The sequence below is a fragment of the Rhodoligotrophos sp. CJ14 genome (assembly GCF_038811545.1).
In the GTDB taxonomy this organism is placed as follows: Bacteria; Pseudomonadota; Alphaproteobacteria; order Rhizobiales; family Im1; genus Rhodoligotrophos; species Rhodoligotrophos ferricapiens.
Genome location: NZ_CP133319.1, coordinates 3,007,857 through 3,031,810 on the forward strand (window position 1 = coordinate 3,007,857; position 23,954 = coordinate 3,031,810).

Genomic DNA, 23,954 nt, shown 5'->3' on the forward strand with positions numbered 1-23,954 from the left:
CGGTTCTGCGCCCTTGCGGGCCTCCGGCCCGGCGAGAGTCAGAGTGCGGACGGGGGTTTGCCGTGACGGGTTGAGGTCGAGAGAGAGGCTCTCGGCGCCCGTCGCGGAGAACCGCGATGTCCAGATATGACCGCACCCCACGCGCCGGCCCGGACCGGACGAACCTGTACGATGAAATCACCAACAAGATCATCGCCGAGCTGGAAGCCGGCCGCGTGCCCTGGGTGCAGCCCTGGGGCACGTCTGCGGCGAAAGCCCCGCTCGGCCTGCCGAAGAATGCCAGCACGGGCCGAAGCTACAGCGGCATCAACATCCTTCTCCTCTGGGGCGCCGTCGTCCAGCACGGCTTCCCCGGCCAGGGCTGGCTCACTTTCCGGCAGGCCCTTTCCCTTGGCGGCAATGTGCGCAAGGGCGAGCGCGGCACCACCGTCGTCTATGCCGACCGCTTCGTTCCCGAGGACGAGAAGAAGCGCGCCACCGAGACTGGAGAAGAGGCGCAGGCCGTTCCGTTCCTCAAACGGTTCACCGTGTTCAACACGGCGCAATGCGAGGGGCTGCCCGACGATATCGCCGTCACCATCCCGCCGCCACCCGGCCTGATCGAGCCGAAGGTCGAGGCGCTCATCAAGGCGACCGGCATCGACTTCCGCATCGGCGGCGACAAGGCGTTCTACGTTCCCGCCCACGACTATGTGGTCGTGCCGCCGCCGCAAGCCTACTACGAGCCGATCAACTGGCATCGGACCGCACTGCACGAAATCGGTCACGCCAGCGGTCATCACAGCCGGCTCAACCGCGATCTTTCCGGATCCGTCGGCTCGAAGAAATACGCCTTCGAAGAAATGATCGCTGAACAGATTTCGGCTTTCTGCTGCGCTTCGCTCGGCATCGTCCCGACCGTGCGCCATGCAGATTACATCGGCTCCTGGCTCGACGTCATGCGCGAGGATTCCCGCGCCATCGTCCGTGCCGCCTCGCAGGCCAGCAAAGCGGCGGACTGGATCCTGTCCTTCCTTCCGGATGCTGACAGCCCCGCCGTCGATGCCGAGATCATCGACAGGAGGGCAGCGGCATGATCCTCCTGACACCCGAACTGCGCGTTCGCCTGCTCGCCAATGGCCGTCAGCGCGACGTCGACCATGTGCCGGTCGTGAAATTCTACAATCCGTTCGGCGAAGGCGTCTGGCTCGCGACCGAGCTGGATCCGGACGGCGACATCATGTTCGGCCTCGCCGATATCGGCTATCCGGAGCTTGGCAGCTTCTCGCTGGAGGAAATGGAGTCCATCCGGTTGCCCTTCGGCATGGGGATCGAGCGGGACCTGCTCTTTACCGGGGATTTCCCGATCTCGGTCTGGGCTGACGCGGCAAGAGAGGCTGGCAGCATACGTGCGGCCGAGCGCATTCTTTACGCCCGCGCCCGCGGCGCCGCGTCCAACCTCACTCCCCCTGATACGGAAACCCGGAAAGCCTGATTTCCGGCTCTCCGGCTTGCGATCCTGCGCCGCTCTCTCCGAGGCAGAGGGCGGCGCGTCTCGCCGTGACGCGGTGAAAGTCCCGGCACCCGGCCGGCTGCCCGTCGGGGAATCCGAACATGACGCGACATCACAGAAAACTCACCATCGAGCCGCAGCCTCTCCGGTTCTCGGCCCAGGAGCAGGCCGTCGTCTACGAGGCCCGCCAGATCCTGCTGCGCCACCTCAACCAGAACCCGGTCCTGTCCTCCTGGCAGGCGGTTCTTGACTATTGTGCCATCACCATCCGTGGAGAGGTAGAGCGCTTCCATGTCCTCTATCTCGACCGAAAGAACCGGCTCATCTCGGACGAATGCCTCGCCATCGGCACGGTCGATCATGTCCCGGTCTATCCCCGGGAAGTGCTGCGGCGGAGCCTGGCGCTCAACGCGACCGCGCTGATCATCGTGCACAATCATCCGGCCGGCGATCCCGAACCCTCGGCCGCCGACCTCGCTATGACGAAGGAAATCCAGAAGGGCTGCAAGGTTCTGGGCGTAACGCTGCATGACCACATCATCGTCGGTATCGGCCGGGAGGTCAGTCTGCGCGCCCGAGGCGAAATCTGATTGCTTGTCGGACAGCCTGACGGGCTCGGCTTCTCCGCACGCGGTTTCCCGGTGGCTTCCAGTCACAGGAAGCCGACCGCGCTGCCCGCAGAGTCAGAGGAGGGAAGGTGTTTTCGCGACGGGTCGGAAGCGGAGAGAGAGGCTCTCGGCGCCCGTCGCGGAGACTACCCTGATGGCTACTGCCGCTCAGAAACTCACCCTGTCGCCCTCGCGCGACATTCCCTTCAACAAGCTCGTTCTCAGCCAGTCGAATGTCCGGCGCGTCAAGGCCGGCGTTTCAGTCGAGGAACTGGCTGAGGACATCGCCCGCCGCGGCACGCTCCTCCAGAGCCTCAATGTCCGCCCCGTGCTCGATGCCGACGGCAACGAGACCGGCATGTACGAAGTGCCGGCCGGCGGCCGCCGCTATCAGGCCCTGGCGATCCTCGTGAAGCAGAAGCGTCTCGCGAAGACCGCGCCGGTGCCCTGCGTCGTTCGCGATCCCTCGACGCAGATCCTCGCCGAGGACGACAGCCTGGCCGAAAACACCCAGCGCGTGGCTCTGCATCCCCTCGACCAGTTCCGCGCCTTCCTCGACATGCGCAACAAGGGCATGACCGAAGAGGAGATCGCGGCCGCCTTCTTTACCACGGTTCAGGTCGTCAGGCAGCGGCTTCGCCTCGCCACCGTCTCTCCCGTGCTGCTCGACGTCTATGCCGAGGACGGCATGACGCTGGAGATGCTGATGGCCTTCACCGTCAATCCCGACCATGCCCGTCAGGAACAGGTCTGGGAGAGCATCCGCAATTCCTGGCAGAAGGAGCCGTGGCAGATCCGGCGCATGCTGACCGAAACCACCGTCCCGGCGTCCGACAAGCGCGCCCGCTTCATCGGCCTCGAAGCCTATGAGGCGGCGGGCGGCGCGATTCTGCGCGATCTCTTCTCCCACGACAATGACGGCTGGCTGCAGGACGTCTCCCTGCTCGACCGCCTGGTTGACGAGAAGCTGAAGGTGATGGCCGACGAGATTGCCGACCAGGGCTGGAAGTGGATCGACGCTTCGGTCGAACTCCCCTACGGCCATGCCAGCGGCCTGCGCAAGCTGACCGGCACGGCGCAGGACCTCACCGAAGACGAACGGGCGGCCCGCGAGGCTCTCCGCAATGAGTATGACGATCTCGAATCGGAATATGCGGAGGCCGACGATCTGCCCGAAGAGGTGGATCAGCGTCTCGCCGAGATCGAGGCCGCCCTCGACGCCTTCGAGAACCGCCCCGTCAGCTTCGATCCGGACGAGATCGCCCGCGCCGGCGTTTTCCTCAGTATCGACCGGGACGGCCAACTCGTCGTCGATCGCGGCTATGTCCGTCCCGAGGACGAGCCCGAAGCCGCCGTCGAGGGCGACGACTCCGGGACCGGTGACGAGGCCGACATCGACCGCGTTGACGCCGATGTCGATCCTTCGGCTCGGCGCGCCGCAATCACCATCGGCAGCCAGCCGACGGACACGGATGACGACGAAGGCGACGTCATCAAGCCGCTGCCGGAACGCCTGGTGACGGAGCTGACGGCCGAGCGGACACTTGCGCTGCGCGACAGGCTGGCGAACAACCCGTCCGTCGCGTTCCTGGCCGTGCTGCACAAGTTCTGCCGGGACGTCTTCTCCCGCTACACCTCCTACAGCCCGGCCATGGAAGTCTCGGTGCGCAACACCGGCTTCTCCCTGCAAGCGCCGGGCCTGAAGGACACCCCGGCGGCGCAGGCCATCGAGGAGCGCCACAAGGCATGGGAGGCGCGCATGCCGACCGACGAGGCCTCCCTCTGGGATTGGCTGATCTCTCTCGAAGGCACCGAGCAGGCGGCGCTCTTTGCGCATTGCGCGGCTTTCGGGGTCAACGCCCTTTACGAGAAGGCCGATCGCTACGGCGGCGGCACCGTCACCGTGCACGGCATCCAGCAGCGTCTTGCCGAGGCCGATCGTCTCGCACGCGCTGTCGAACTCGACATGGTGGAAGCAGGCTGGAGGCCGACGGTCGAGAACTATCTCGGCCGCGTCACCAAGCCTCGCATCCTCGAAGCCGTGCGCGAGGGGGCGGGCGAGCGCGCGGCCGAGCTGATCGACCATCTCAAGAAGGGCGACATGGCCAGGGAGGCCGAACGCCTGCTGGCCGATACCGGCTGGCTTCCCGAGCCGCTGCGCCTGGTCGCGGAAGAGCCAGCGGAGCTTTCGGCCGAGCACGACGACGGTGAGGCATTGCCAGACTTCCTCGCTGGCGACGACGAGCACGATGCGACTGACGGCACCGACGAGCCGGCGGTTCTCGTCGCCGCTGAGTGACACGCATCTGCGGGGCGGCTCCGGTCGCCCCGTCTTTTTCCTCACTTTCCACTCGCTAGGCCCGGCATTCCGCTGGGCTGGTTTCGTTTCAGGAGACCAACAATGTCCGCTTCCCTTGTCCTCGACATAGCTCCGCTCGGCTCGCTGATTGCCTATGCCGACGGAGAGCCCAAGCCACCCGCCCGCTTCACGAAGAAGCTGGCAGCCTGGGAACGTCGCAACGGTGTCGGCCGTCTCGTGCGCAAGGAGCCCGCGCGCGAGCGCCCGACCTACACAACCCCGCCATGCTTCACCCTGCATGAAGGCAATTTCGGTCAGGGCGGCATCATCCTCGTTACGGTCATGCGCACCTATGGCATCGACAGCGACCTGACCTTCCGGGTCGTCGAGCGCCCGAGGGTCGGTCAGGTCCGCGTCGTGCAGGATGTCGGCGACAACGTCGAACTGCTGCATCTGGCGGAGAGTCGTGAAGCTGCCGAACTCTGGCTGGCGAAGACCGGATACAGCCGTGCCCGGCTTGAGGACGTCACGGCCGATGAGGTCGGTGCCGATGTCGTCGAGGGCCGCGCTGCCGCCTGACCGTCGCTCAATCCCGTCTACCTGGCCCGCCGTCGAACGACCGCGGGCCATTTTCGTTTTCAGGAGAAACCCATGGCCATTCCCGATTACGCCCGCACCAACTTCAACACCCTGCTGCGCGCGGCGGGCGACGGCAATCTCGCACTCATGAAGTGCCTGGATGCCGTCACCCGCGAGCCGCGCTATGTCCTGTGCGCCGTGGGGCGCGCGGACGACGGCGATTACGTCATGACGCCGTTCGGCCATCTTGCAGACGGCGATCCCTATGACGCCTACCTGCCGCCCGACCCTGACGATCCAACCGGCTTTCTGCCGAACAGCGAAGGCGGGGGCGCAGCATGATGACGGTGGAGGAGATATTCGCCGAGGACCGCCGCAATCCTCCCCCGGAGCGCTCGCTTCCGTGGGCGGAAACCCGTGGTGGCGTCACCGTCGTTGTGGAGCCGAAGCCGCATTGGGCCGGCGACATGCGGGCTTTTCGGCTCGATGCCCGTGAATACTGCCACTATGCCGACTGGAGTGCGAACGGCGGCCGGGCGCGGTTCTACGGCCATATCGATACCTGCGGCGGCGATCTGCTTCTGAAGGCTCGCGTTATGGTCGCCCGAGAGATCGCGGACCGGCTTTGGGGCTGATCCGTTTCGGCCCGTTTGGCTATGTCAGGCCCTATCGTGCTGAGTACAGCCGTTAATCCTGCCAGAGGTCGCGTTCCAGTTTGCATGGGCCGCCATCGTTTGTCCGGGCGCGGGACGGCTTCCGCGGCCTGCAACACCGATCTGATAAGACCGGCCTGGGGGAGGCTGGCAGCGAAGGCGCTGGCACCTGCGACGGGTGCCGGCTTCCAGTCAGATGCAAAGCACCACCCCCGCTTCCATTCGCGAACCTTGGTCCGAACCGTCTCTTCGTCAATCAACCCCGGAGGGGTCGGCTTACGCGAGCGTGCCGCCCTCGCGGATTCGGACGAGCCGAACGCGCGAGGGTGATTGCAGATCCGGTCAGACACTTCGGGCGCCTGTCGCGCGGGGGATGGTCCCCCGCCTCCAAAGACAGGAGCCGGAACAATGTCCTATGCAGATGCCACCGCTTTCGCCGCCAGCCTCGCCGAAACCCTGATGGTCTCGATCGTCGTGTTCCAGGCCGGGGACGGAACCCACGGCGTTTGCCCCGCCGGCGAATTCGACGGCGATGAGGACATGGTCGAATTTGAGATCGATCCCTGGCAGTGAGGCGCATGCGCCTCACATCAACGGCCCAAAGCAACCTGCGCCCGGGCCTTGGGCACAGCCGCGCCGGCGCGGGGTGCGATCCCAATCAGCCGGATTTGCTGCCGCGACATGCGCTCACGTTGCCATCGATGCCCGTGCGAACGCGCCCGGCGTCACGCCCAAATGGCGTCGGAACGATCAAATGGCTCCGATCGAAGAAACCGACTCTCACGCCGGATTAAAGAGCGAGAGGACGGTTGCGAGGGCCATGACGGGTTGGTTGCCGGAGAGAGAGGCTCCCGGCGCTCGTCACGGAGCGTCAGCCGATGGCCCTTGCACATCAAACCACCTTCGCCCCAATCGGAAAAATTCTTGCCGAACGGGTGCTTCCCAGACTTGAGCACACGCAGAAGCGCCCCTTGCGTGTCGCCTGCCTCGGCACGGTCAGCTATGACGGCGCCACCGAAGCAGATTGCGTCGACCGCAGCATCCCGATCGGTGAAGCCTCATCGCCGCAGGATGCCATGGCCGTTGCCGCAATGCGGGTCTCGCACGGTGACATCCGGGTCACACCGGACAATACGCTACGCTTCAGGCCACGGCTGATCGTTATTCAAGACAGCGGGTTTGGCCTCGTCATCGCCGGCGAAATCCGCGCCGGCATAATCCTCTGGCAGCAGCCTGTCGCCAGCAAGGCCGAAGCTACACTCGTTGTCGTCGAAGCCAGCCACCTGCGCGGCAGGGCCTTCGCCGCCGCCGGCCACGGAGATCACCCAGCGGCCCGCGATTTCCGCTTCCAGGCTACCCTACTCGAAGCGAGGCTGGTCGATCCCCGCTGGCGCGAGACTGCCTGCGAGCTGCTGCGGCTCCCGCAGGCCGCGTGATTTCCCCTCCCACGATCACCATTCATCCCGGCCTCCTGCCGGGCATTCACCTACGGAGTCTCCCATGCCGAAATTTGTCGTCAGCAAAGGCCATGACGCCTTTGTCTACTACGAAACCATCGTCGAGGGCGAATGGCTAGCCACCCGCTACGTGCAGGAATTCGATGACTACGAAATCGACGAGCATAACGGCGTTCGTCCGCTCGAAGATGGCGAGACCGTCGAGGCGTTTCTGTTCATCAGCGTCACCTCTCAGGAGCGCGATGCCCTGCTGGCGGGCCTTCGCCTCCTTCAACTCGCACTCGCCGGCGAACACATCGACCCGCAGCTGAGAAGCATCCTCACCAATGACGGTGCTCACGCCGGCCTCGATCTCACCCAGATCGACGCCCTGTGCGAACGCACCAACATCTAGGAGGCGCCCGATGTATGCCACTTATCTGCGCCTCGATGTCCTCGTGTGGGACAGCGATCGCACGGTGATCCGCGCGGCACGCCGAAAGCTGGCTCAATCGGCCCAGCGCGATCCGGCCGTGCGGGATGCGCGCAAGCGCTTCTATCGCAAGATGCTTCGCGACCATGCCGATGCCCAGCAGCTGGTGGTGCATTGTCGCCTCTGACCCACCCGCACCGCAATTCCCGATCCCCGCCCCGGCCTCGCGCCGGGCTTTCTCGTTTCAGGAGCCTGTCATGGCCGACTATTTCACGCACTTCTCCTGCCTGCTCAACGTCCGCACGCCCAAAAACGCAGCGCGCGCGCTCGAGCTCTACAATCGCATGCAGGAGGAAGGCGCCTCAGAAGATCCGCCATCCGAAAGCTTCCTCGTGTCGATCCAGCCCGAATATGGCGGCACACAGCTCTGGATGCGTGATGACGTCACCGGCGATCCCGAACGCCTGATCCAGTTCGTCAAGCTTTGCGCCAAGGAGTTCAGGCTGACAGGCCGCTGGGGCTTTCAGTACGCCAACACCTGCTCGAAACCCTGCATCAACGCCTTTGGTGGCGGCGCGCATGTGCTCGACCTTGCAACCGGTGAGACGGTCGCCTGGACCTATACCGACGGTTGGCTCGCCGAGGTTCTGGACGGAGGCGATCCCGATGCCTGAGGTAATCGAAACAGGACCGCCTTGAAGGACAGTGCAAGAGCGTGCGCGACCAGCATGTTGAAAGGTGCTCGCGTCTTTTCCCCTCCAATGCGCACGAACGGCTCCAGCAACATGCCAAACAATTGTGCGGACAAGCCCTGTTACTTCTCACCTGGGCACGAACAGGATATATCAGCCCCGAGGAAGACAAGGCCGCCTTGTTCCAGTGGTACAAGGATCGGCAGAGCGCTTCCGCCGAAGACTGATCCACGAGCAGCCACAATTCATGCCATTGTGAGCAGGCGCCGCTCGACTGCATCGAGCAACTGAACTGGTCGCGAAACTACCGCCTTCACGAACCGGGGCGCGGCCGACTTCGGACCAGCAGCACCATCGTCACCATCAGCAAGATGGCACCGGCTATGGCGGACGGCCCGAGTGTCTCGCCAAACAGAGCGAAGGCGAGCGTCGTCGCCGTGAGCGGCTCGGCCAGCGCAATGATGCTGGCAGGCGTGGCCTGCGTCGCCTTCATCCCGCGGAAATAGAGCACATAGGCCAAGCCTGTCGGAACCAGGCCCATATAGAGAAGTGCGGCCCAGACCTGTCCTGTCCAAACGCCCGGCGTCATCCCGGCCGCAATGGCGAGCGGCAGCAGCATCACCGCACCCGCGCCGAATCCTGTGACGATGATCTTTCCGGGATCGTGTCGACCGGCAAGGCTTCGGCTCAGCAGCACGAAGCCGGAATAGGAGAGCGCGGAGCCACATGCCCATAAGATGCCCGCCGGATCGGCGTCTTCGGCTGGCGGCGTGCCGATCAGCAGAATGGTGCCGATCAGGCCAAGCCCCAGCGCGGTGACAACCGTGCGGGATACCTTCTCGCGTAACAGGATGATCGCCAGAATGCCGACGATCACAGGCGCCGAGCAAATGGTGATAAGGGTTGCCAGGGCAACGCCGACATCGGCGACGGCCTGGAAATAACACGCCTGATAGGCCGCCATGGTGAGCCCGATTCCGGCGATGCGCAGGCGGTCGCTGCCGTCGAAGCGGAAGGTCTCCGGACCGAGCCGCCACCAGCACCAGAGACCCAGTAGCGGGACGGCCAGCGCGAGGCGGAAGAAGCCGACGACCAGCGGCGGGATGTCCTCGATCCCGTAGAGCAGCCGCGAAGCGATGCCGACTGTCCCCCATAGAACGGCCGCGGCAAGCACCAAAGCCGGGCCGGAAACGGGCGACGGATGAGAGCGCACTCCGCTCGGCTGTCCGCCGGCAGCAGTCACGCTTCCCGCACGCTCTCGTGGCCGCTCGCCCTGGCCGCCTTGACGAACTTCCGGTCGAAGGTCGCGAAGCCCGAGCAATGCGTGGATTTGCCGAGATGCAGCGCGTCCGCGAAGTCCATGCCTTTCTCGGCCAGATCGAGCGCGGTTGCGACGACGGCTCCATCCTCGATCGTTACCGTGGGGAGTCCTGCGAACGCGCGCAATGCGCGTGCGACGTCCGCCGGCCGGTAGGCATAGGTGCTGCGCAACACCCATTCCGTTTCAAGGATGACCGTGGCCGCAACGAAGATGGGTTCGCCATCGATGAGTGCGCGTGCGCGTGGGGATTGCTTCGGATGATCGCCGGTCAGGTAGCGGACGATCAGGTTCGTATCAACCGCGAGCATGCCGGCGCCTGGCCTCGGCGAGCACGCCAGCATCCATCTCTTCGAGGCTCTTCGGCTTGCCTTTGTGAGGCAGCACGCCAAAGACGTCTTCAGGCCGCGTCTCCGCGAAGGCTGGCGCAGGCTTCAACAGCACGCCCTCGGCCGTCTCCTCGACGGTCAGCCGTGTTCCCGCCTGCCATTCCCGCCGCTGGCGAATGGCGCTCGGCAGAATGACCTGTCCCTTGGTGGAAACCGTGGTGATGAGCTTCTCTGCGTTGGCCATAGGCCCGAACCTTTCAGATGTAAGACAAACGTAAGATACTCCTTGCTGGCCTCCGGTTCAAGCGGCGCGGACTCCGACGCCGTTCCTAGAGCCAGAGGAAGGCCGGGACGGGTTTGAGCCTGTGCGGTCGAGAGAGAGCGCTGCGCGGGCTCGATCCCGTTCTGCTCTCCCGAGGTCTTCTTCATGAACATGATTTCTCCATTCGCCGCGGCTTCGGCCGCCGCGCTGCTTCCGCTCGCCTCCGACGCTGACACATCCGCTCCCGTCTTCGCGGCGGCGGGCCTGTTGCTCCCCCATCTTGAACGCGGCCAGCGCATCGACGCCGCCACGCTGCGCGCCGCGATGGAAAGCGCCTTCGGCGCATCCGACGCCACCGGCGCCTGGGACTGGAAAACGGCATACGAGGCCTGCGAGGCCGCAACCGTCCTCTTCCTGCGCAAGTACGGAACGGCGCTTTTCCGTAAAGCCGCGTCTCCGGCTGCTCGCCTTTCCGCTTTGACGAAAATCGCCAGCCTCCTTCCGACGCACACGCGCCGCTCCGAGGAAGCTCAGACCTTCCAGCAATTCTCCACCCCGATCCCGCTCGGCCTGGTCGCGGCAAATGCCGCCGCCATCACACCGGCCGACCGTGTGCTGGAGCCTTCGGCCGGCACCGGCCTGCTCGCCATCCTCGCCGAGATCGCCGGCGCCACCCTCATGCTCAACGAGCTCGGCGAGATGCGCGGCGGTCTTCTCTCTTCTCTCTTTCCGGCCGTTTCCGTCACGCGCTTCGACGCCGCCCAGATCGACGATCATCTCGATCCGGCCGTGGCGCCAAGCGTGGTGCTGATGAATCCGCCATTCTCCGTCATGGCCAATGTCGAGGGTCGCGTCGCGGATGCCGCCTTCCGCCATGTGGCCTCGGCGCTCGCGCGTCTCGCTCCCGGCGGACGGCTTGTGACGATCACCGGCGCCGGCTTCGCGCCCGACAATCCGGCCTGGGCTTCCGCTTTCGCCCGTCTGCAGGAGCGCGGCCGCATCGTCTTCTCGGCGGCAATCGACGGCTCGGTCTATGCCAAGCACGGCACGACCATCGACACGCGCCTGACCGTCATCGACAAGCTGCCCGCCGACGACCCGTCATCTTTTCCAGCTTCCCCCGGCGTCGCCTCCGACACCGCCACGCTGATGGGCTGGTTGGACGAGCTCCTGCCGGCACGGCCTCCGGTCGCTCCGTCCGTTGTCGTTCCTGTACCGGCCGTGTCTACGCCCCGCAGTGTACGCGGCTATCTGAACCGTGCTGCCAAAGCCGCTCCAGCCGCGCCGATGGCGGAGCCCGAGGGTCTGCCGCTTGCCTATGAGACCGTCGACTGGCAGGACGGCGAAGCAGGCCGGCTCTCCGATGCCATCTATGAGGAATACGGACTTCAAGCGATCCGTATCGCCGGCTCTCAGGCGCACCCGACCAAGCTCGTGCAGTCGGCGGCCATGGCCAGCGTCGCGCCGCCGAAGCCGAGCTACCGCCCGCGGCTCCCTGCCAATGTCCATGAGCTGCTCTCCGACGCCCAGCTTGAGACCGTGGTTTATGCCGGCGAGGCCCATTCCAACTATCTCGCCGGGTCCTGGACCATCGACGACACCTTCGATGTCGTCACCGCCGCGCGCGAGGATGCGAAGAACGCCGTCCGCTTCCGCCGCGGTTTCATGATCGGTGACGGCACCGGCGTCGGCAAGGGCCGTCAGTCCGCCGCGATCATTCTCGACAACTGGCTCCAGGGCCGCCGCAGGGCGGTGTGGATTTCGAAGTCGGACAAGCTTCTGGAGGACGCGCAGCGCGACTGGTCGGCGCTCGGCATGGAGCGATTGCTGGTCACGCCGCTGTCGCGCTTCCCGCAAGGCAAGCAAATCTCGCTGGCGGAAGGCGTCCTATTTACAACCTACGCCACGCTACGCTCCGACGATCGCGGAGAGAGGGTTTCGCGCGTCAAGCAGATCGTCGAATGGTTGGGCTCCGACTTCGATGGAGTGATCATTTTCGACGAGGCGCATTCGATGCAGAACGCCGGTGGCGGCAAGGGAGAACGCGGTGACATCGCCGCCTCGCAGCAGGGCCGTGCGGGCCTACGGCTCCAGCACGCACTTCCGAACGCGCGCGTCGTCTATGTCTCGGCGACCGGCGCCACCACGGTTCACAATCTCGCCTATGCCCAGCGGCTCGGGCTGTGGGGCGGCGAGGATTTTCCGTTCTCGACGCGCGCCGAGTTCGTCGAGGCGATCGAAGCTGGCGGTGTCGCCGCCATGGAGGTGCTGGCACGCGACCTGCGTGCGCTCGGCCTCTATACCGCCCGCTCGCTCTCCTTCGATGGCGTCGAATATGAGCTGGTCGAGCACACGCTGACGCCGGAGCAGACCCGCATCTACGACGCCTATGCCGGGGCCTTCGCGGTCATCCATAACAATCTCGACGCGGCCATGGAGGCGGCCAACATCACCGGTACCGAGGGCACGCTGAACAGGCAGGCGAAGTCGGCAGCCCGCTCGGCCTTCGAGAGCGCCAAGCAGCGTTTCTTCGGCCATCTGCTGACGTCGATGAAGACGCCGACCCTGATCCGGTCGATCAAGCACGATCTGGAGGAAGGCTATGCCGGCGTCATCCAGATCGTCTCCACCGGCGAAGCGCTGATGGAGCGACGGCTCGCCGAGCTTCCGACCGAGGAGTGGAACGACGTCCGCGTCGACATCACGCCGAGGGAATACGTATTATCCGGAACTCCGGATAAGACGTAATATGCCGCGTCGGCGTTATGCTGAGTTCGGGGTTTCAAGGTGTTGTTCTTCTGATTCATTTTCGGGTTTCCGCTTTGGATAATCATGATGCCTCTGCTCTCAACCGCAGAAGGACATCCCCTCATGAACTCCCCCTCGAACTCTCCGCTCGGCGGCCATCTCGAAGCCGACGACCGCACTCTCGTCCGCACCTATTGCGCGGACAATCCCCGACTTTCGGCGGGCGCGCTGAGCGCCGCCCGGCATTTCCTGAAGTGGGCACGCGCGCGGAAGATCCCGATCAGAGACCTCGACGCATCGGCCGTTGATCGGTTCTTGCGCCATCGCTGCCGCTGCGACCGCTACAGCCCTACCCAGTTGAAGTGCCCCGTGTATGCGGCCGACACGCGCCGGTTTCTTCGATATCTGGAAGATTCCGGGGTGGTCATGATTGCCGATGATGTCGCACGGCTCGGGCAATATCTGCAGGCCTATGCCGGGAAGCTCAGCGCCGCCCGTTACAGCGAAGTGACTTATTCGATGCGACTGAGCCAGGCCCGCCATTTCGCGGAATGGGCGCTGCAGATGCGTGTTCCGGCCCACGGGATCGACGATGCCATTGGCGACCAATTCGCACATCATGATTGTCGCTGCGGGATCAAGACCAAGCGCGGCAAACGGGTCGAAGGTTCCGGCATCAGGGATCGTCGTCGTGGCGCTCGTGCTTTTGTCCGGTTCCTGCGGGAGCAGAGTTTGATCCCGCCCGCAGCGCCTGACTGTGTCACCGCCTGCGATCCGCGCCTGACCGAGTTCTCGGAATGGCTACGCCGCGAACGTGGGGTAACGTCCGAGACCGTGCGGCGCTATGTGAACGAAGCGGGCCGCTGGCTGGATCGCCTTGTGGCAGCCCAGAAGGATTACGACGCGGCGGCAATCCGGTCGATCGTTCTGGATCAGGGCGAAGAGCGCTCCCGATCATCCGTGCGCATGACGGTCACCGTGCTGCGCTCCTTCCTGCGCTTCACCATCATTCAAGGTGAATGCGCCCCGTCGCTCCTCCATGCGGTGCCACCCGCTGTTCGTCGCAGGCTTTCGACCGTCCCGCGCACCATACCCACCGCAAAGATCGAAGAGATCATAGCCTCCTGTCGCACCGATACGCCGGTCGAGATACGGGACCGCGCTATTCTTCTCCTCCTCGCCCGGCTGGCCCTGCGCGCGGGAGATATCTGGCAGCTGCGCCTGTCCGACATCGACTGGCGCGCGAGCCGGTTGCGATTGCATGGCAAGGACAGACGGGGTGTCTTGATGCCCCTGCCGCAGGATGCAGGCGATGCGCTGCTGGCCTATATCGAGAATGCGCGTCCGGTGGTCGCCACGGACAGGGTTTTTCTCCGAACCCAGGCCCCTTTCACCCCGCTGCGATCCGCCGCCGAGATCGCCGGGATCGTTTCCCGTGTACTTAACCGGGGCGGCTTCGCTGGCTTGCCGACCGGCTCACATGTATTTCGCCATTCACTGGCGTCGGCCTGGTTGCGCGGCGGTGCGGATCTCGACCAGATCGGTGTCGCGCTGCGCCACACCTCGCGCGATACGACATCGATCTATGCGAAGGTAGATGTGGAGATGCTGGCAGACGTGGCTCAGCCATGGCCGGGGTGTGCATCATGATGCATCACCATGTCGACCGCTTCGTCCGTCTCAACCGCGCCCTCGGAATGAAGTTTGCCGCGCAGGAGACATCCCTGCACGCTTTTGCGGATTTTACCGCAGAACGATCCATCACGCACGTGACGGCCGCGCTGATACTGGAATGGGCCGGTGGCGCATCGACGCCGGATGCCGCGCAGGCCCGGTTTGATCGCGCTCGCGCGCTCGCGGTGTTCCTGCATGCGGAAGATGCGCAGCACGAGATTCCGGCGATGGGCCTGCTGGGCCGTTCACGACGACGGCGACCCGCCCCGCATATTCTGAGGCGGGACCAGATCAGTCGGATCATGCAGGAAGCGCTTCTGGTGCCCGGTCTGACGCCGATCAGCCCGCTGACATACCACAACCTGTTCGGGCTGCTTGCTTCGACAGGCTTGCGGATTTCGGAAGCCTTGTCCCTGCAGCGCGATGACCTGACAGAGGACGGTCTCATGATCCGCAAAGGCAAGTTCGGCAAAAGCCGCCTCGTGCCGATACATCCTTCAACCCGCGCCGCTCTGGACCGGTATCTCGATGCCCGCAACAGCATGCGCAATGCGAGTGATGACCTCTTCGTTCTGGGCCATGGCCGTGCCCCGACGGCGACCAGGGTTTACGTGGTCTTTGTTCAGATCGTGCGCAAGCTCGGCTATCGCAACCCGACAGGTCCTGGCCCCCGTGTGCACGATCTGCGCCATACATTCGCGGTGCGGTCTCTCGAAGCTTGCGGGACCGATCCACAGGCGGTCTTGCGGCACATGAAGGCTCTGAGCACCTATCTCGGCCATGTCGATATCGCCAATACCTACTGGTATCTTGAGGCCACGCCGGTCCTGCTGAAGATAATCGCGTCGACTGCCGAAGAGACCTGGATCGGAGGTGTGGCATGACCCCGCTCGCTCCCGACCTTTCAGCCTTCCTGCAAACCCACCTCCCGGGCGAATGCGGAGCAAGCCGACATACCATCGCGGCCTATGCCCATGCATTCACCCTCCTATTGCGTTTCGCCGCCGGGCGGCTCAAGCGAACCCCTTCCGAACTTGCCATCGAGGACCTCGACGTTCAGATGGTCAGGGCGTTCCTCGAACACATCGAAGAAGGGCGTGCCAATTCAGTCCGGTCTCGCAACGCGCGACTGGCGGCGATCAAATCGTTCTTCCGCTTCGTCGAGCACCGGCACGCGGTATGCCTTGAGCAGGCGATGATGATCCGGGCCATGCCGATCAAGCGGACAGAAGCCAAGCTGATCGACTATCTCACCAAGGAAGAAGTCCGAGCCTTGCTTGCGGCACCGAACCGCCACACGCCAGGTGGATTGCGGGACCGGGCCATGCTGCATCTGGCCTACGCAGCAGGGTTGAGGGCCTCCGAGTTGCTCGCGGTGCGGATGAATGACTTTCCCGAGGGGTCGTTTTCCAGCGTGCGGATTCTGGGCAAGGGGCGACGCGAGCGCATCCTGCCTCTCTGGAAAGAGACCCAGTCTACCATTCGCGCTTGGCTGGCCGTCCGCCTAAGCAATGTGGGGCCTGAACTGTTCCTGAACCGTGATGGCCGTCAGATGACGCGGGACGGGTTCGCCTACAGGCTCAGGCAGCATGTGGCGACAGCAGAACGCTCGGCCCCGTCGATCGCCGCAAAGCGCGTCACCCCGCATGTGTTGCGGCACAGCTGCGCCATGCATACGCTTCAGGCCACGGGCGATATCCGCAAGGTCGCGCTCTGGCTCGGTCATGCCAGCATCCAGACGACGGAGATATATCTGCGCGCGGATCCGACCGAGAAGCTCGCGCTTCTGGATGCGCATCATGCTCCGCTGATCAAACCCGGCAAGTTCCGGGAACCCTCGGACAAGCTGATGCAGATATTGGCCGTCGCCACACAGAGATCCTGACTGATCGGGCAGAATTGGCGTCCCGCTTTCGGCGGGGCGCTATTCCATCACATAGCCGAGCGCCCGATAACCGGTTCTTCGTTTGGCGGCCATCTTGGCAAGGACCGGGACCGAACTGTCGACATAGTCAACCACCAGCACGTCTTTCTTTTCGTCGTGCCGCCGATGCAACCTGCCGACATATTGCGCCAACGTGCCTTTCCAGGCGATCGGCATGGTCAGGAACAGGGCATCGAGCCGGGCGTCATCAAAGCCCTCGCCGATATAGCGCCCTGTCGCGAGGATCAGCCGTTCCTCATCGTCATCGACATTCAGCGCCGCATGCGCGGCCTTCCGGTCCTTTGCGGACATGCCGCCACGGAGTACGACAATGTTCTTCGCAAATCGGGAGAACCGCTGCTTGAGATACTCAAGGTGATCCTTCCGCTCAGTCAGTACGATCGGTGAGCGTTTGGCCTCAAGCGATTTCAGCACGTCATTGAAGATCAGATCGTTTCGGGCTTCGTCCTCCGCCAAAGCGGCATAGATCGCGGGCATGGACGGGCGTTCGGCCATGGCGAGGGCCTCCGGCAATCTAAATCTCGTGTGACGTTCCCGCGCCCGATGGTGAATGCCGCTTTCTGCGGCCTGTGATTTGGCACTCACTTGATGGCGCACCGGACCGCATTGCATGAAGATGATCGGGTGATGCCCGTCTTTTCGGGCGACCGTTGCCGACAATCCCGTGACATAGCGCGCCTTCGATCTGCGGGCGACAAGCTCAAAGCTTGCAGCGGACAGGTGATGGCACTCATCAACGACAAGATGGCCGTAATCGGCAACGATATCGTCAACTTCGCCCTTGCGAACCAGGCTCTGGATCAGCGCCACGTCGATCACACCGGTGGGTTTGCGCTTTCCGGCGCCAATGGTGCCGATCTGCTTCGGGTCGATCTGCAGAAAGGACCGAAGGCGCTCAACCCATTGGCTAAGGAGTTCGCGACGGTGAACCAGAACCAGCGTACCGCGGCCACGATGTGCGATCAGCGCCGAGGCCACGACCGTCTTGCCGAATGCGGTCGTGGCGGCAAGCACGCCGGTATCGTGTTCGGCCAATGCGTCAAACGCTCGCGATTGCGGCTGGCGAAGTTCGCCACGGAAGCGGACCGTCGCCGGCAAGCGGGTTCCGTCTTCGCGCAAATCGTCCAGATCGGCTGTCGCACCGTGATCGGACAGGAATCCGATCGCTTCGTCGAAGCTGCCGCGCGGCAGGGCGACGTGTCGGGGATGCAGTTCGGCACAGGACACAATTCGCGGCTTGCCGAATGTCGGCAGTCGCATCGCCTGCGCGCGATAGAATTCAGGGTTCTGGAACGCGGCCAACCGCACCAGTTGGGCAATCATGGCCGAAGGCAGCTCCGAACGGTCGATATAGACCTGGTCTGCGAGCGTCACCTTGATGGTCGGTGGAACGGGAACATCGAGGCGGCGCGCCGTGCTGCGACGTGACGGAGACATCTTCCAGGGTTCGTCTGCCTGTTCGTCATCCACCGGCATGCGCACGCCCAGCACCCGCCCGGAAAGCTCGGCGGCTTCGACGAGCTTGGTCACCGCTGCCGCCGACAATCTCGGCAGAGAGGACAAATAGGCCCACTGATCGTCATATGGCCGCATGCCCGCGTCCACAAAGACGCTGTTGCCAGCCTTGCGCGCAGTGCTCTGGAGCGGCAGTGCGATCAGGTTTCCGAAGCCGCCAAGCGGCATGATATCCTGGTTTGGAAACAGCCGGTCATAGGAAGCAAAGCCGATTTCCGGCCGCCGTTCCATCGTTTCCGTGATCAGAACCGACCCAAGCTGGCGTGCCAGACGGGCGGCTACCGGTTCGGAGAAGAAGATCCAGATATGACCGCCGTTCCCAGACCTCGATCGTTCCAGCGCTGCAGGAACTCCCTTTGCCCGACAGGTTTCGAGCAGCGCATTGGCGTCTTCCGCCCAGGATGCCTTGTCAAAATCCGCCGCCAGGAACCAGCACGTATCACCCGATAGCAGCGGATAGACGCCGGCGACAAAATCTCCGCTTCGGCCATCATCACCGCGCAGGTGTTTTTCAATGGCGCTTTCGTCCAGCGGGATGAACTTCTGATGGGGGCATTCGCCACATTTGACCTTCGGCTTGCCGCATATGCCCTTCACCCATTCGTTGGCACAAGCAGGCGAATATCCTGAGCGACCGGTCTTCCTGTTTTCCCATCGCACCGGGAATACGTCAGGCCGACCGGTGAACAGGCGGCGGAACAGATCAACCTTTTCGTGCGACGGCGAGGCATTCGTGACGGGGGCGTTCTCGAAGGAGGGCTGTTTCACAGTTGGCACGGGCTCTGCAACGAGACGAACCTCAAGTGCCTCCATCTCGCGCTGAAGCTCACGCCGCTCGGCATCCAGATCGGCCAGGCGCGCTCGAACCCGCGCCAGGTTCGCCTCAATATCGCTCTTGTCGGTCACTCGTGATTTCCACCCAGTCTCTTCCGTCCCGCCCAGCATAATGCGCGGAAGAGACTGGCGTAAGAAGGTTGGCATGACCGCCGAGCGGAGAGTTCGAGGGGGAGTTCATGAGGGGATGTCCTTCTGCGGTTGAGAGCAGAGGCATCATGATTATCCAAAGCGGAAACCCGAAAATGAATCAGAAGAACAACACCTTGAAACCCCGAACTCAGCATAACGCCGACGCGGCATATTATGTCCTTGACTACCTTGCCCATTCCTTCCCGGTGCAGCTCTACGAGCCCTTCACCGACAGCGAGGGCAATCTATCGTCGCGTCCGGTCTATCGTGATGGCCAGCCCGTCGAAAGTCGTGAGGCGGTCGCCCGGCGCAACGCGCTGATCGAGAAGCTCGCCAGCCTGCCACCCGTGCCGGGCGCGCTCGACCAGATCGTCCAGCATTTCGGGATTGATACCGTCGCCGAGGTCACCGGCCGATCGCGCCGGATCATCCGAAAAACGAGCCCGGGCGGTGTCGATCGACTCGTGGTCGAGAACCGTGCGGCGGCCGCCAATCTCGCCGAGACGCAGGCCTTCATGGATGATCAGAAGCGCATCCTGATCTTCTCGGACGCCGGCGGGACCGGCCGCAGCTACCACGCCGAATTGTCAGCGCGGAATACGCGGCTGCGCGTCCATTATCTGCTCGAACCCGGCTGGAAAGCGGATGCCGCCATTCAGGGGCTCGGCCGAACGCACCGGACGAACCAGGCGCAGCCGCCCTTGTTCCGGCCGATCGCGACCGACGTGAAGGCCGAAAAGCGCTTCTTCTCGACCATCGCCCGCCGCCTGGACACGCTGGGCGCGATCACGCGCGGCCAGCGCCAGACCGGCGGCCAGGGTCTCTTCCGGCCCGAGGACAATCTGGAGTCGCACTATGCCCGCGATGCGCTGCGCCAGCTCTATCTGCTGCTGGTGCGCGGCAAGGTCGAGGGCTGCTCGCTCGACCGTTTCGAAGCCGCCACCGGCCTGAAGCTGATGGATTCCACCGGCATCAAGGACGATCTGCCGCCGATCACGACCTTCCTCAATCGACTGCTCGCACTCACCATCGAGCTTCAGGGCATCCTCTTCACCGCTTTCGAGCAATTGCTCAATGCGAAGATCGAGGGCGCTATCGCGTCTGGAACCTATGATGTCGGACTGGAGACGCTGACGGCGGAGCGGTTCACGGTGACCGACCGTCAGACCATCTACACGCATCCGGGCACCGGCGCGCAGACGCAGCTCCTCACCATCACACAGCGCGAGCGCAACCATCCGGTCACGCTCACTGCCGCTCTGGATCACCTCGGCGATCCCCGCGCGAAGCTCCTGATCAACGAGCGATCCGGGCGCGCAGCCGTCCAGATCCCGACCACCAGCGTCATGCTCGACGATGGCGAGGTCGAACGCCGCGTTCGTCTGCTCCGTCCGATGGAGGCGCACAATGTCCCGGTCCGGATGATGGGCGAGACCCATTGGATCGAAGCGGGCAATGATGTCTTCGCCGAGGCCTGGAATGCCGAGGTCGCGGAGGTGCCGGAATTCTCCGACTCGACCATCCATATCGTCACCGGCCTGCTGCTGCCGATCTGGAAGCGGCTGCCCAACGAATCCACCCGCGTCTATCGGCTCCAAACCGATGAAGGCGAGCGGATCATCGGTCGCAAGGTCTCGCCGGCCTGGGCCGCCAATGCAACCGCGACCGGAACGACTTCGCTCGCGCCGGACGATGCGTTCATGGCACTGATGGATGGCCGCACGATCCTCGACCTCGCCGAGGGTCTGCAGCTTCGCCGCAGCCGCGTCATGGGCGCCAACCGGATCGAGCTCACCGGCTTCGACGACACCATGCGCGAGCGTCTCACCGCCTATGGCCTCTTCCACGAGATCATCTCCTGGAAGCTGCGCATGTTCGTTCCGGTCGCTGACAACGGACCGGTTGTCCTCGCCAGGCTGCTCGACCGCTATCCGGTCGAGCGCGTCGGCGAACGGGAGGCCGCGTAATGGTGCGTCACGATGCCTCGGACCTCGCGATCCGTCTCGGCCGGCAGGCCGAGGCGGTGTGCCGCTATTACCTGTCCTCGGGCAACCGTGCCGGTCGCTACTGGGTAGTGGGCGATGTCCGCAACGCGCCCGGCCGCTCCATGTTCGTCCGTCTTACCGGCCCGGAAACCGGCAAAGGCGCGGCCGGTAAGTTCACCGATGCCGCAACCGGCGAACATGGCGACCTGCTCGACGTCATCCGCGAGACGCTGGGCCTGGTAGACTTCAAGGACGTGGCCGAAGAAGCACGGCGTTTCCTCTCTCTCCCGCATCCCGAACCGCAGGAAAGACCACGGAACGCTCATATCCATCCCGCAGCATCTGGGTCGCCGGAAGCGTCGCGGCGGCTTTTCGCCATGTCGCAGCCGATCAGCGGCACACTTGCAGAAACGTATTTCCGCAATCGCGGCATTACGGCTTTGCACGGAACCGGAAGTCTGCGCTTCCATCCGCGCTGCTATTATCGGCCTGACGAGCATTCGCCCACTGAGACCTGGCCGGCGATCGTCGCTGCCGTCACCGATCTTGCCGGGCGACAGACCGGCGCGCATCGCACCTGGCTCAACCCGGACGGCTTGGACAAGGCGCCTGTCGAGACACCGCGGCGGGCGATGGGCGATCTTCTCGGCCATGCGGTCCGTTTCGGGATCACCGGTGAGGTGCTCGCCGCCGGCGAAGGGATCGAGACCGTGCTATCACCCCGCATGGTCTTGCCCCATATGCCGATGCTGGCAGCACTCTCGGCCGCACACCTCGCCGCCATCCTGTTCCCGACGTCGCTGCGGAGGCTCTATGTCCTCAGAGATCGCGACCCGGCGGGGGACGTTGCGAGAGACAGCCTGATCGCCAGAGCTGAAAGCGTCGGCATCGAAGCCGTTGGATTGTCGCCAATGCGTGGGGACTTCAACCAGGATCTGCGCGAAGCCGGCGCCGATGCCTTGCGGGCGGCCTTGAAGGACCAGCTTCTTCCTGAGGATGTCGCCCGGTTCATGGAGGGCTGAGGGAGATCGGCAGGAGAAGACGCGCGCCGACCGTCCATCTTCACCTGCCGTCTTCGGACATCGGTGCGATTCCTGCCTGTCGTGGAGGCAGCGCCCACGGCCTTCTCGAGAGGGCGATCGGCCCACAAACGCGCCGGTCAGGCAATGGCCGCGTCCGGCTAATTTCCGCCGGCGAGGACGAGCCTCGCCTTTGCATCGCGAAGCAAATTAGCCGGACACGGCCATCAAGACCCTCGCGCGAGCGCGAGGACTGCCAGCCCGTCCCGCCCGTGGGCTTTCGACGCCTGCGAAGGCCGCGATGGGCGCGGCTTCAAACGAAGGAAGCACCCGATGTTGCACGAAGACGAAGATGCAGGTTTCGAACCGGTCCACACCTCTTCCCCCACCGATCATGTCCTCACCGAACTCCAGCTCTATGGCTGGCGCCCGTTTCAGGACGAAGCCGATCCGAGGCCGCTTCCCGAAGGCAATGCCGTCGCCGGCGCGGTCGCCGACATCTTCGATGCCCTGATCGTCACGCTGTGCGACACCCGCCTCGAACCCGACCTCGACGAATTGCTCTGGTCGACCGTCAATCTCTTCCACCGCGCCGCCAACCGGGTAGAACGCGAGCTCGACGACAACGAGCAGGCACAGCGCCGCCTTCAACGAGAACAGGATGGCAGCGAGGTGAAGTCCGTCGATCTGGAGCGCGTAACGGCAGAGGGCCAGACCCTGATCGAGCGGCGCAACAGCATGGAGCTCTTCCGCGATGTCGCCGCCGAGCAGTTCGAGCGCCACACCGGCACGCCCTGGCGTCCGCGCTCCGGCTCGATGGTCAACCATCGCAATCTGACCGCCGCGATGATCGACAGCCGCGACTTCCTTGCCGCAAAGCGCCGGGCGGAAACCGAGGTGATGCTGCCGGCCGGTCCCAAGGTCGCCGTCACCGGTGGGCTCGACTTCAACGATCACCGGCTGATCTGGGCGAGGCTCGATCAGGTCCATGCCAAGCACCCCGACATGGTGCTTCTGCACGGCGGTTCGCCCAAGGGCGCCGAACTGATTGCCGCGAAATGGGCGGATAACCGCAAGGTGCCGCAGGTCGCCTTCAAGCCCGACTGGACCAAGCACGGCAAGGCCGCGCCCTTCAAGCGCAACGACCAGATGCTGGAGGTCCTGCCGATCGGCGTCCTCGTCTTCCCCGGCACCGGGATCCAGGAGAACCTCGCGGACAAAGCCCGCAAGCTCGGCATCCCAGTGATGAAATTCGACGGCGGCGCTTAGAGCGCCGCCGCTCGGCGGTAGTTTAAGCCGCCGATACTTGACGGCGTAGGTCCCTCAGCCCAAGAATATCGTCTTGCAGAACCGGTTCGAAGCATAGTCGCAGGCGGAGCGATTCATCGGGCAGCCTGTCGTGATCTTTCCATTGATCATGTGGAGGTTCCCATGACGCTCATCCTGCTCGCCATCTCCCTCTCGATTGCGCTCTGCGTAATCGCTTTCAATTTCGCAACCTACGCTTTGCCCGTGATGGTCGGGATTGCGGCCTTCCAGCACGTCTACGCGACCGATGCCGGTTTCGTCATGTCGGGCTTGGCTGCCATCGGAGCCGCATTGCTCTCCGTCGGCCTGGTCATCGCCATTCTCGGCTTTGCCAAGAACCCGTTTCTGCGTCTCATTGCGCTTGCCGCCTTCGCCATACCAGCCTTCATCGCCGGCTATGCTCTTTTCCATGGCGTCGCCAAAAACGCCATCGACTCCGCCATCCTTCTCAACATGCTGTGTGGTACCAGCGGGCTGATCGTCGGCGTGGCGGCGATGGCCAATCTCAACGCCCTCGGCACGGTCGTCCTTTCGCGCTGACCCAACTGGATAGCTGATCCAGGTGGCCGGCACACAGACGCCAACGGTGCCAGGACACAGACGGGCAGCATCGTCGGCCAGCCCACGCTTTCGCCGCTTGTGAACCGCACACTCGGATTCCCTTGTCTGTTTCACAGGAATGACGACCCTCGC

Annotated in this window: 22 protein-coding genes and 2 pseudogenes; 20 read left to right on the forward strand and 4 right to left on the reverse strand. The window is 64.1% G+C overall.

The features are described from left to right. The first annotated feature begins 116 nt into the window (after positions 1–116). The 12 genes from RCF49_RS13920 (at position 117) to RCF49_RS13975 (ending at position 8,174) form a co-directional block, all read left to right on the forward strand. Positions 117–1,076, forward strand: coding sequence for an ArdC family protein (locus tag RCF49_RS13920; protein WP_183318976.1), 960 nt, complete (start codon positions 117–119; stop codon positions 1,074–1,076). Beyond that, entirely contained in the window at positions 1,073–1,474 is a 402-nt protein-coding gene (locus RCF49_RS13925; RefSeq protein WP_183318974.1) for a DUF2958 domain-containing protein, read from the forward strand. The genes RCF49_RS13920 and RCF49_RS13925 overlap by 4 nt, the downstream gene beginning before the upstream one ends. Positions 1,475–1,593: 119 nt before the next feature. Beyond that, entirely contained in the window at positions 1,594–2,082 is a 489-nt protein-coding gene (gene radC / locus RCF49_RS13930) for a RadC family protein (protein WP_183318971.1), read from the forward strand. A gap of 172 nt (positions 2,083–2,254) precedes the next feature. Beyond that, positions 2,255–4,399, forward strand: a complete 2,145-nt coding sequence (locus tag RCF49_RS13935) for a ParB/RepB/Spo0J family partition protein (protein ID WP_342640479.1) — start codon at positions 2,255–2,257, stop codon at positions 4,397–4,399. 102 nt (positions 4,400–4,501) lie between these two features. After that, a complete protein-coding gene (locus RCF49_RS13940) occupies positions 4,502–4,978 on the forward strand; it encodes a hypothetical protein (RefSeq protein WP_183318967.1) in 477 nt (158 codons plus the stop codon). A gap of 72 nt (positions 4,979–5,050) precedes the next feature. Beyond that, positions 5,051–5,320 (forward strand): DUF6117 family protein, encoded by a 270-nt coding sequence (locus RCF49_RS13945; protein WP_183318965.1) that lies wholly within the window; start codon positions 5,051–5,053, stop codon positions 5,318–5,320. Beyond that, positions 5,317–5,613, forward strand: coding sequence for a hypothetical protein (locus RCF49_RS13950; protein ID WP_183318963.1), 297 nt, complete (start codon positions 5,317–5,319; stop codon positions 5,611–5,613). Before RCF49_RS13945 ends, RCF49_RS13950 begins: the two co-directional genes overlap by 4 nt. 426 nt (positions 5,614–6,039) lie before the next feature. After that, positions 6,040–6,204, forward strand: coding sequence for a hypothetical protein (locus RCF49_RS13955; protein WP_183318961.1), 165 nt, complete (start codon positions 6,040–6,042; stop codon positions 6,202–6,204). A 305-nt stretch (positions 6,205–6,509) separates the two neighbouring features. Beyond that, on the forward strand, positions 6,510–7,067 hold the full coding sequence (locus RCF49_RS13960; RefSeq protein ID WP_183318959.1) for a hypothetical protein: 558 nt from the start codon (positions 6,510–6,512) through the stop codon (positions 7,065–7,067). Between the two features lie 64 nt (positions 7,068–7,131). Beyond that, positions 7,132–7,482: a hypothetical protein gene (locus tag RCF49_RS13965; protein WP_183318957.1), complete on the forward strand. Its 351-nt coding sequence runs from the start codon at positions 7,132–7,134 to the stop codon at positions 7,480–7,482. Between the two features lie 10 nt (positions 7,483–7,492). After that, positions 7,493–7,687 carry a hypothetical protein gene (locus tag RCF49_RS13970; protein WP_183318955.1) on the forward strand — a complete coding sequence of 65 codons (195 nt, stop codon included), beginning with the start codon at positions 7,493–7,495 and terminating at the stop codon, positions 7,685–7,687. A gap of 70 nt (positions 7,688–7,757) precedes the next feature. After that, positions 7,758–8,174, forward strand: a complete 417-nt coding sequence (locus tag RCF49_RS13975; protein WP_183318953.1) for a hypothetical protein — start codon at positions 7,758–7,760, stop codon at positions 8,172–8,174. 331 nt (positions 8,175–8,505) lie between these two features. Here the strand turns inward: RCF49_RS13975 and RCF49_RS13980 are convergent, their stop codons facing one another. From RCF49_RS13980 to RCF49_RS13990, 3 genes are read right to left on the reverse strand one after another with little or no spacing between them, the layout of a single operon-like run. After that, on the reverse strand, positions 8,506–9,405 hold the full coding sequence (locus RCF49_RS13980) for a DMT family transporter (RefSeq protein ID WP_342640480.1): 900 nt from the start codon (positions 9,403–9,405) through the stop codon (positions 8,506–8,508). Between the two features lie 26 nt (positions 9,406–9,431). Continuing rightward, complete coding sequence (locus RCF49_RS13985; protein ID WP_183318948.1) at positions 9,432–9,821, reverse strand: type II toxin-antitoxin system VapC family toxin; 390 nt, start codon at positions 9,819–9,821, stop codon at positions 9,432–9,434. Continuing rightward, positions 9,808–10,083: an AbrB/MazE/SpoVT family DNA-binding domain-containing protein gene (locus RCF49_RS13990; protein ID WP_183318946.1), complete on the reverse strand. Its 276-nt coding sequence runs from the start codon at positions 10,081–10,083 to the stop codon at positions 9,808–9,810. The genes RCF49_RS13985 and RCF49_RS13990 overlap by 14 nt, the downstream gene beginning before the upstream one ends. A 183-nt stretch (positions 10,084–10,266) precedes the next feature. Here RCF49_RS13990 and RCF49_RS13995 point away from each other — a divergent pair. From RCF49_RS13995 to RCF49_RS14010, 4 genes and pseudogenes are all read left to right on the forward strand, one after another. Next, positions 10,267–12,825, forward strand: a pseudogene (locus RCF49_RS13995) (strawberry notch-like NTP hydrolase domain-containing protein); the annotation flags it as partial. A gap of 147 nt (positions 12,826–12,972) precedes the next feature. After that, on the forward strand, positions 12,973–14,499 hold the full coding sequence (locus RCF49_RS14000; RefSeq protein WP_342640481.1) for a tyrosine-type recombinase/integrase: 1,527 nt from the start codon (positions 12,973–12,975) through the stop codon (positions 14,497–14,499). Further along, positions 14,496–15,407, forward strand: coding sequence for a tyrosine-type recombinase/integrase (locus RCF49_RS14005; protein WP_035029557.1), 912 nt, complete (start codon positions 14,496–14,498; stop codon positions 15,405–15,407). The genes RCF49_RS14000 and RCF49_RS14005 overlap by 4 nt, the downstream gene beginning before the upstream one ends. Further along, complete coding sequence (locus RCF49_RS14010; protein ID WP_035029392.1) at positions 15,404–16,408, forward strand: tyrosine-type recombinase/integrase; 1,005 nt, start codon at positions 15,404–15,406, stop codon at positions 16,406–16,408. Before RCF49_RS14005 ends, RCF49_RS14010 begins: the two co-directional genes overlap by 4 nt. A 39-nt stretch (positions 16,409–16,447) precedes the next feature. Here the strand turns inward: RCF49_RS14010 and RCF49_RS14015 are convergent, their stop codons facing one another. Then, complete coding sequence (locus RCF49_RS14015; protein WP_035029389.1) at positions 16,448–18,889, reverse strand: TOTE conflict system archaeo-eukaryotic primase domain-containing protein; 2,442 nt, start codon at positions 18,887–18,889, stop codon at positions 16,448–16,450. 233 nt (positions 18,890–19,122) lie between these two features. On the opposite strand from RCF49_RS14015, the pseudogene RCF49_RS14020 reads away from it, so the two are divergent. From RCF49_RS14020 to RCF49_RS14035, 4 genes and pseudogenes are all read left to right on the forward strand, one after another. Then, positions 19,123–20,916, forward strand: a pseudogene (locus tag RCF49_RS14020) (strawberry notch C-terminal domain-containing protein); the annotation flags it as partial. Continuing rightward, the gene (locus RCF49_RS14025) at positions 20,916–21,956 is read left to right on the forward strand and encodes a DUF7146 domain-containing protein (RefSeq protein WP_183318942.1); all 1,041 of its coding nucleotides are present in this window, start codon (positions 20,916–20,918) and stop codon (positions 21,954–21,956) included. The pseudogene RCF49_RS14020 and the gene RCF49_RS14025, both read left to right, overlap by 1 nt. Positions 21,957–22,286: 330 nt before the next feature. Continuing rightward, positions 22,287–23,222, forward strand: coding sequence for a DUF2493 domain-containing protein (locus tag RCF49_RS14030; RefSeq protein WP_183318940.1), 936 nt, complete (start codon positions 22,287–22,289; stop codon positions 23,220–23,222). A 162-nt stretch (positions 23,223–23,384) separates the two neighbouring features. Continuing rightward, positions 23,385–23,801 (forward strand): hypothetical protein, encoded by a 417-nt coding sequence (locus RCF49_RS14035; protein WP_183318938.1) that lies wholly within the window; start codon positions 23,385–23,387, stop codon positions 23,799–23,801. Positions 23,802–23,954: the final 153 nt, after the last annotated feature.

What these genes read in the sequence shown, in the direction of transcription:
- RCF49_RS13920 (WP_183318976.1), top strand. Translation starts at nt 117, where the DNA reads ATGTCCAGATATGACCGCACCCCACGCGCCGGCCCGGACCGGACGAAC.
- RCF49_RS13925 (WP_183318974.1), top strand. Translation starts at nt 1,073, where the DNA reads ATGATCCTCCTGACACCCGAACTGCGCGTTCGCCTGCTCGCCAATGGC.
- radC (WP_183318971.1), top strand. Translation starts at nt 1,594, where the DNA reads ATGACGCGACATCACAGAAAACTCACCATCGAGCCGCAGCCTCTCCGG.
- RCF49_RS13935 (WP_342640479.1), top strand. Translation starts at nt 2,255, where the DNA reads ATGGCTACTGCCGCTCAGAAACTCACCCTGTCGCCCTCGCGCGACATT.
- RCF49_RS13940 (WP_183318967.1), top strand. Translation starts at nt 4,502, where the DNA reads ATGTCCGCTTCCCTTGTCCTCGACATAGCTCCGCTCGGCTCGCTGATT.
- RCF49_RS13945 (WP_183318965.1), top strand. Translation starts at nt 5,051, where the DNA reads ATGGCCATTCCCGATTACGCCCGCACCAACTTCAACACCCTGCTGCGC.
- RCF49_RS13950 (WP_183318963.1), top strand. Translation starts at nt 5,317, where the DNA reads ATGATGACGGTGGAGGAGATATTCGCCGAGGACCGCCGCAATCCTCCC.
- RCF49_RS13955 (WP_183318961.1), top strand. Translation starts at nt 6,040, where the DNA reads ATGTCCTATGCAGATGCCACCGCTTTCGCCGCCAGCCTCGCCGAAACC.
- RCF49_RS13960 (WP_183318959.1), top strand. Translation starts at nt 6,510, where the DNA reads ATGGCCCTTGCACATCAAACCACCTTCGCCCCAATCGGAAAAATTCTT.
- RCF49_RS13965 (WP_183318957.1), top strand. Translation starts at nt 7,132, where the DNA reads ATGCCGAAATTTGTCGTCAGCAAAGGCCATGACGCCTTTGTCTACTAC.
- RCF49_RS13970 (WP_183318955.1), top strand. Translation starts at nt 7,493, where the DNA reads ATGTATGCCACTTATCTGCGCCTCGATGTCCTCGTGTGGGACAGCGAT.
- RCF49_RS13975 (WP_183318953.1), top strand. Translation starts at nt 7,758, where the DNA reads ATGGCCGACTATTTCACGCACTTCTCCTGCCTGCTCAACGTCCGCACG.
- RCF49_RS13985 (WP_183318948.1), bottom strand. Translation starts at nt 9,821, where the DNA reads ATGCTCGCGGTTGATACGAACCTGATCGTCCGCTACCTGACCGGCGAT.
- RCF49_RS13990 (WP_183318946.1), bottom strand. Translation starts at nt 10,083, where the DNA reads ATGGCCAACGCAGAGAAGCTCATCACCACGGTTTCCACCAAGGGACAG.
- RCF49_RS14000 (WP_342640481.1), top strand. Translation starts at nt 12,973, where the DNA reads ATGAACTCCCCCTCGAACTCTCCGCTCGGCGGCCATCTCGAAGCCGAC.
- RCF49_RS14005 (WP_035029557.1), top strand. Translation starts at nt 14,496, where the DNA reads ATGATGCATCACCATGTCGACCGCTTCGTCCGTCTCAACCGCGCCCTC.
- RCF49_RS14010 (WP_035029392.1), top strand. Translation starts at nt 15,404, where the DNA reads ATGACCCCGCTCGCTCCCGACCTTTCAGCCTTCCTGCAAACCCACCTC.
- RCF49_RS14025 (WP_183318942.1), top strand. Translation starts at nt 20,916, where the DNA reads ATGGTGCGTCACGATGCCTCGGACCTCGCGATCCGTCTCGGCCGGCAG.
- RCF49_RS14030 (WP_183318940.1), top strand. Translation starts at nt 22,287, where the DNA reads ATGTTGCACGAAGACGAAGATGCAGGTTTCGAACCGGTCCACACCTCT.
- RCF49_RS14035 (WP_183318938.1), top strand. Translation starts at nt 23,385, where the DNA reads ATGACGCTCATCCTGCTCGCCATCTCCCTCTCGATTGCGCTCTGCGTA.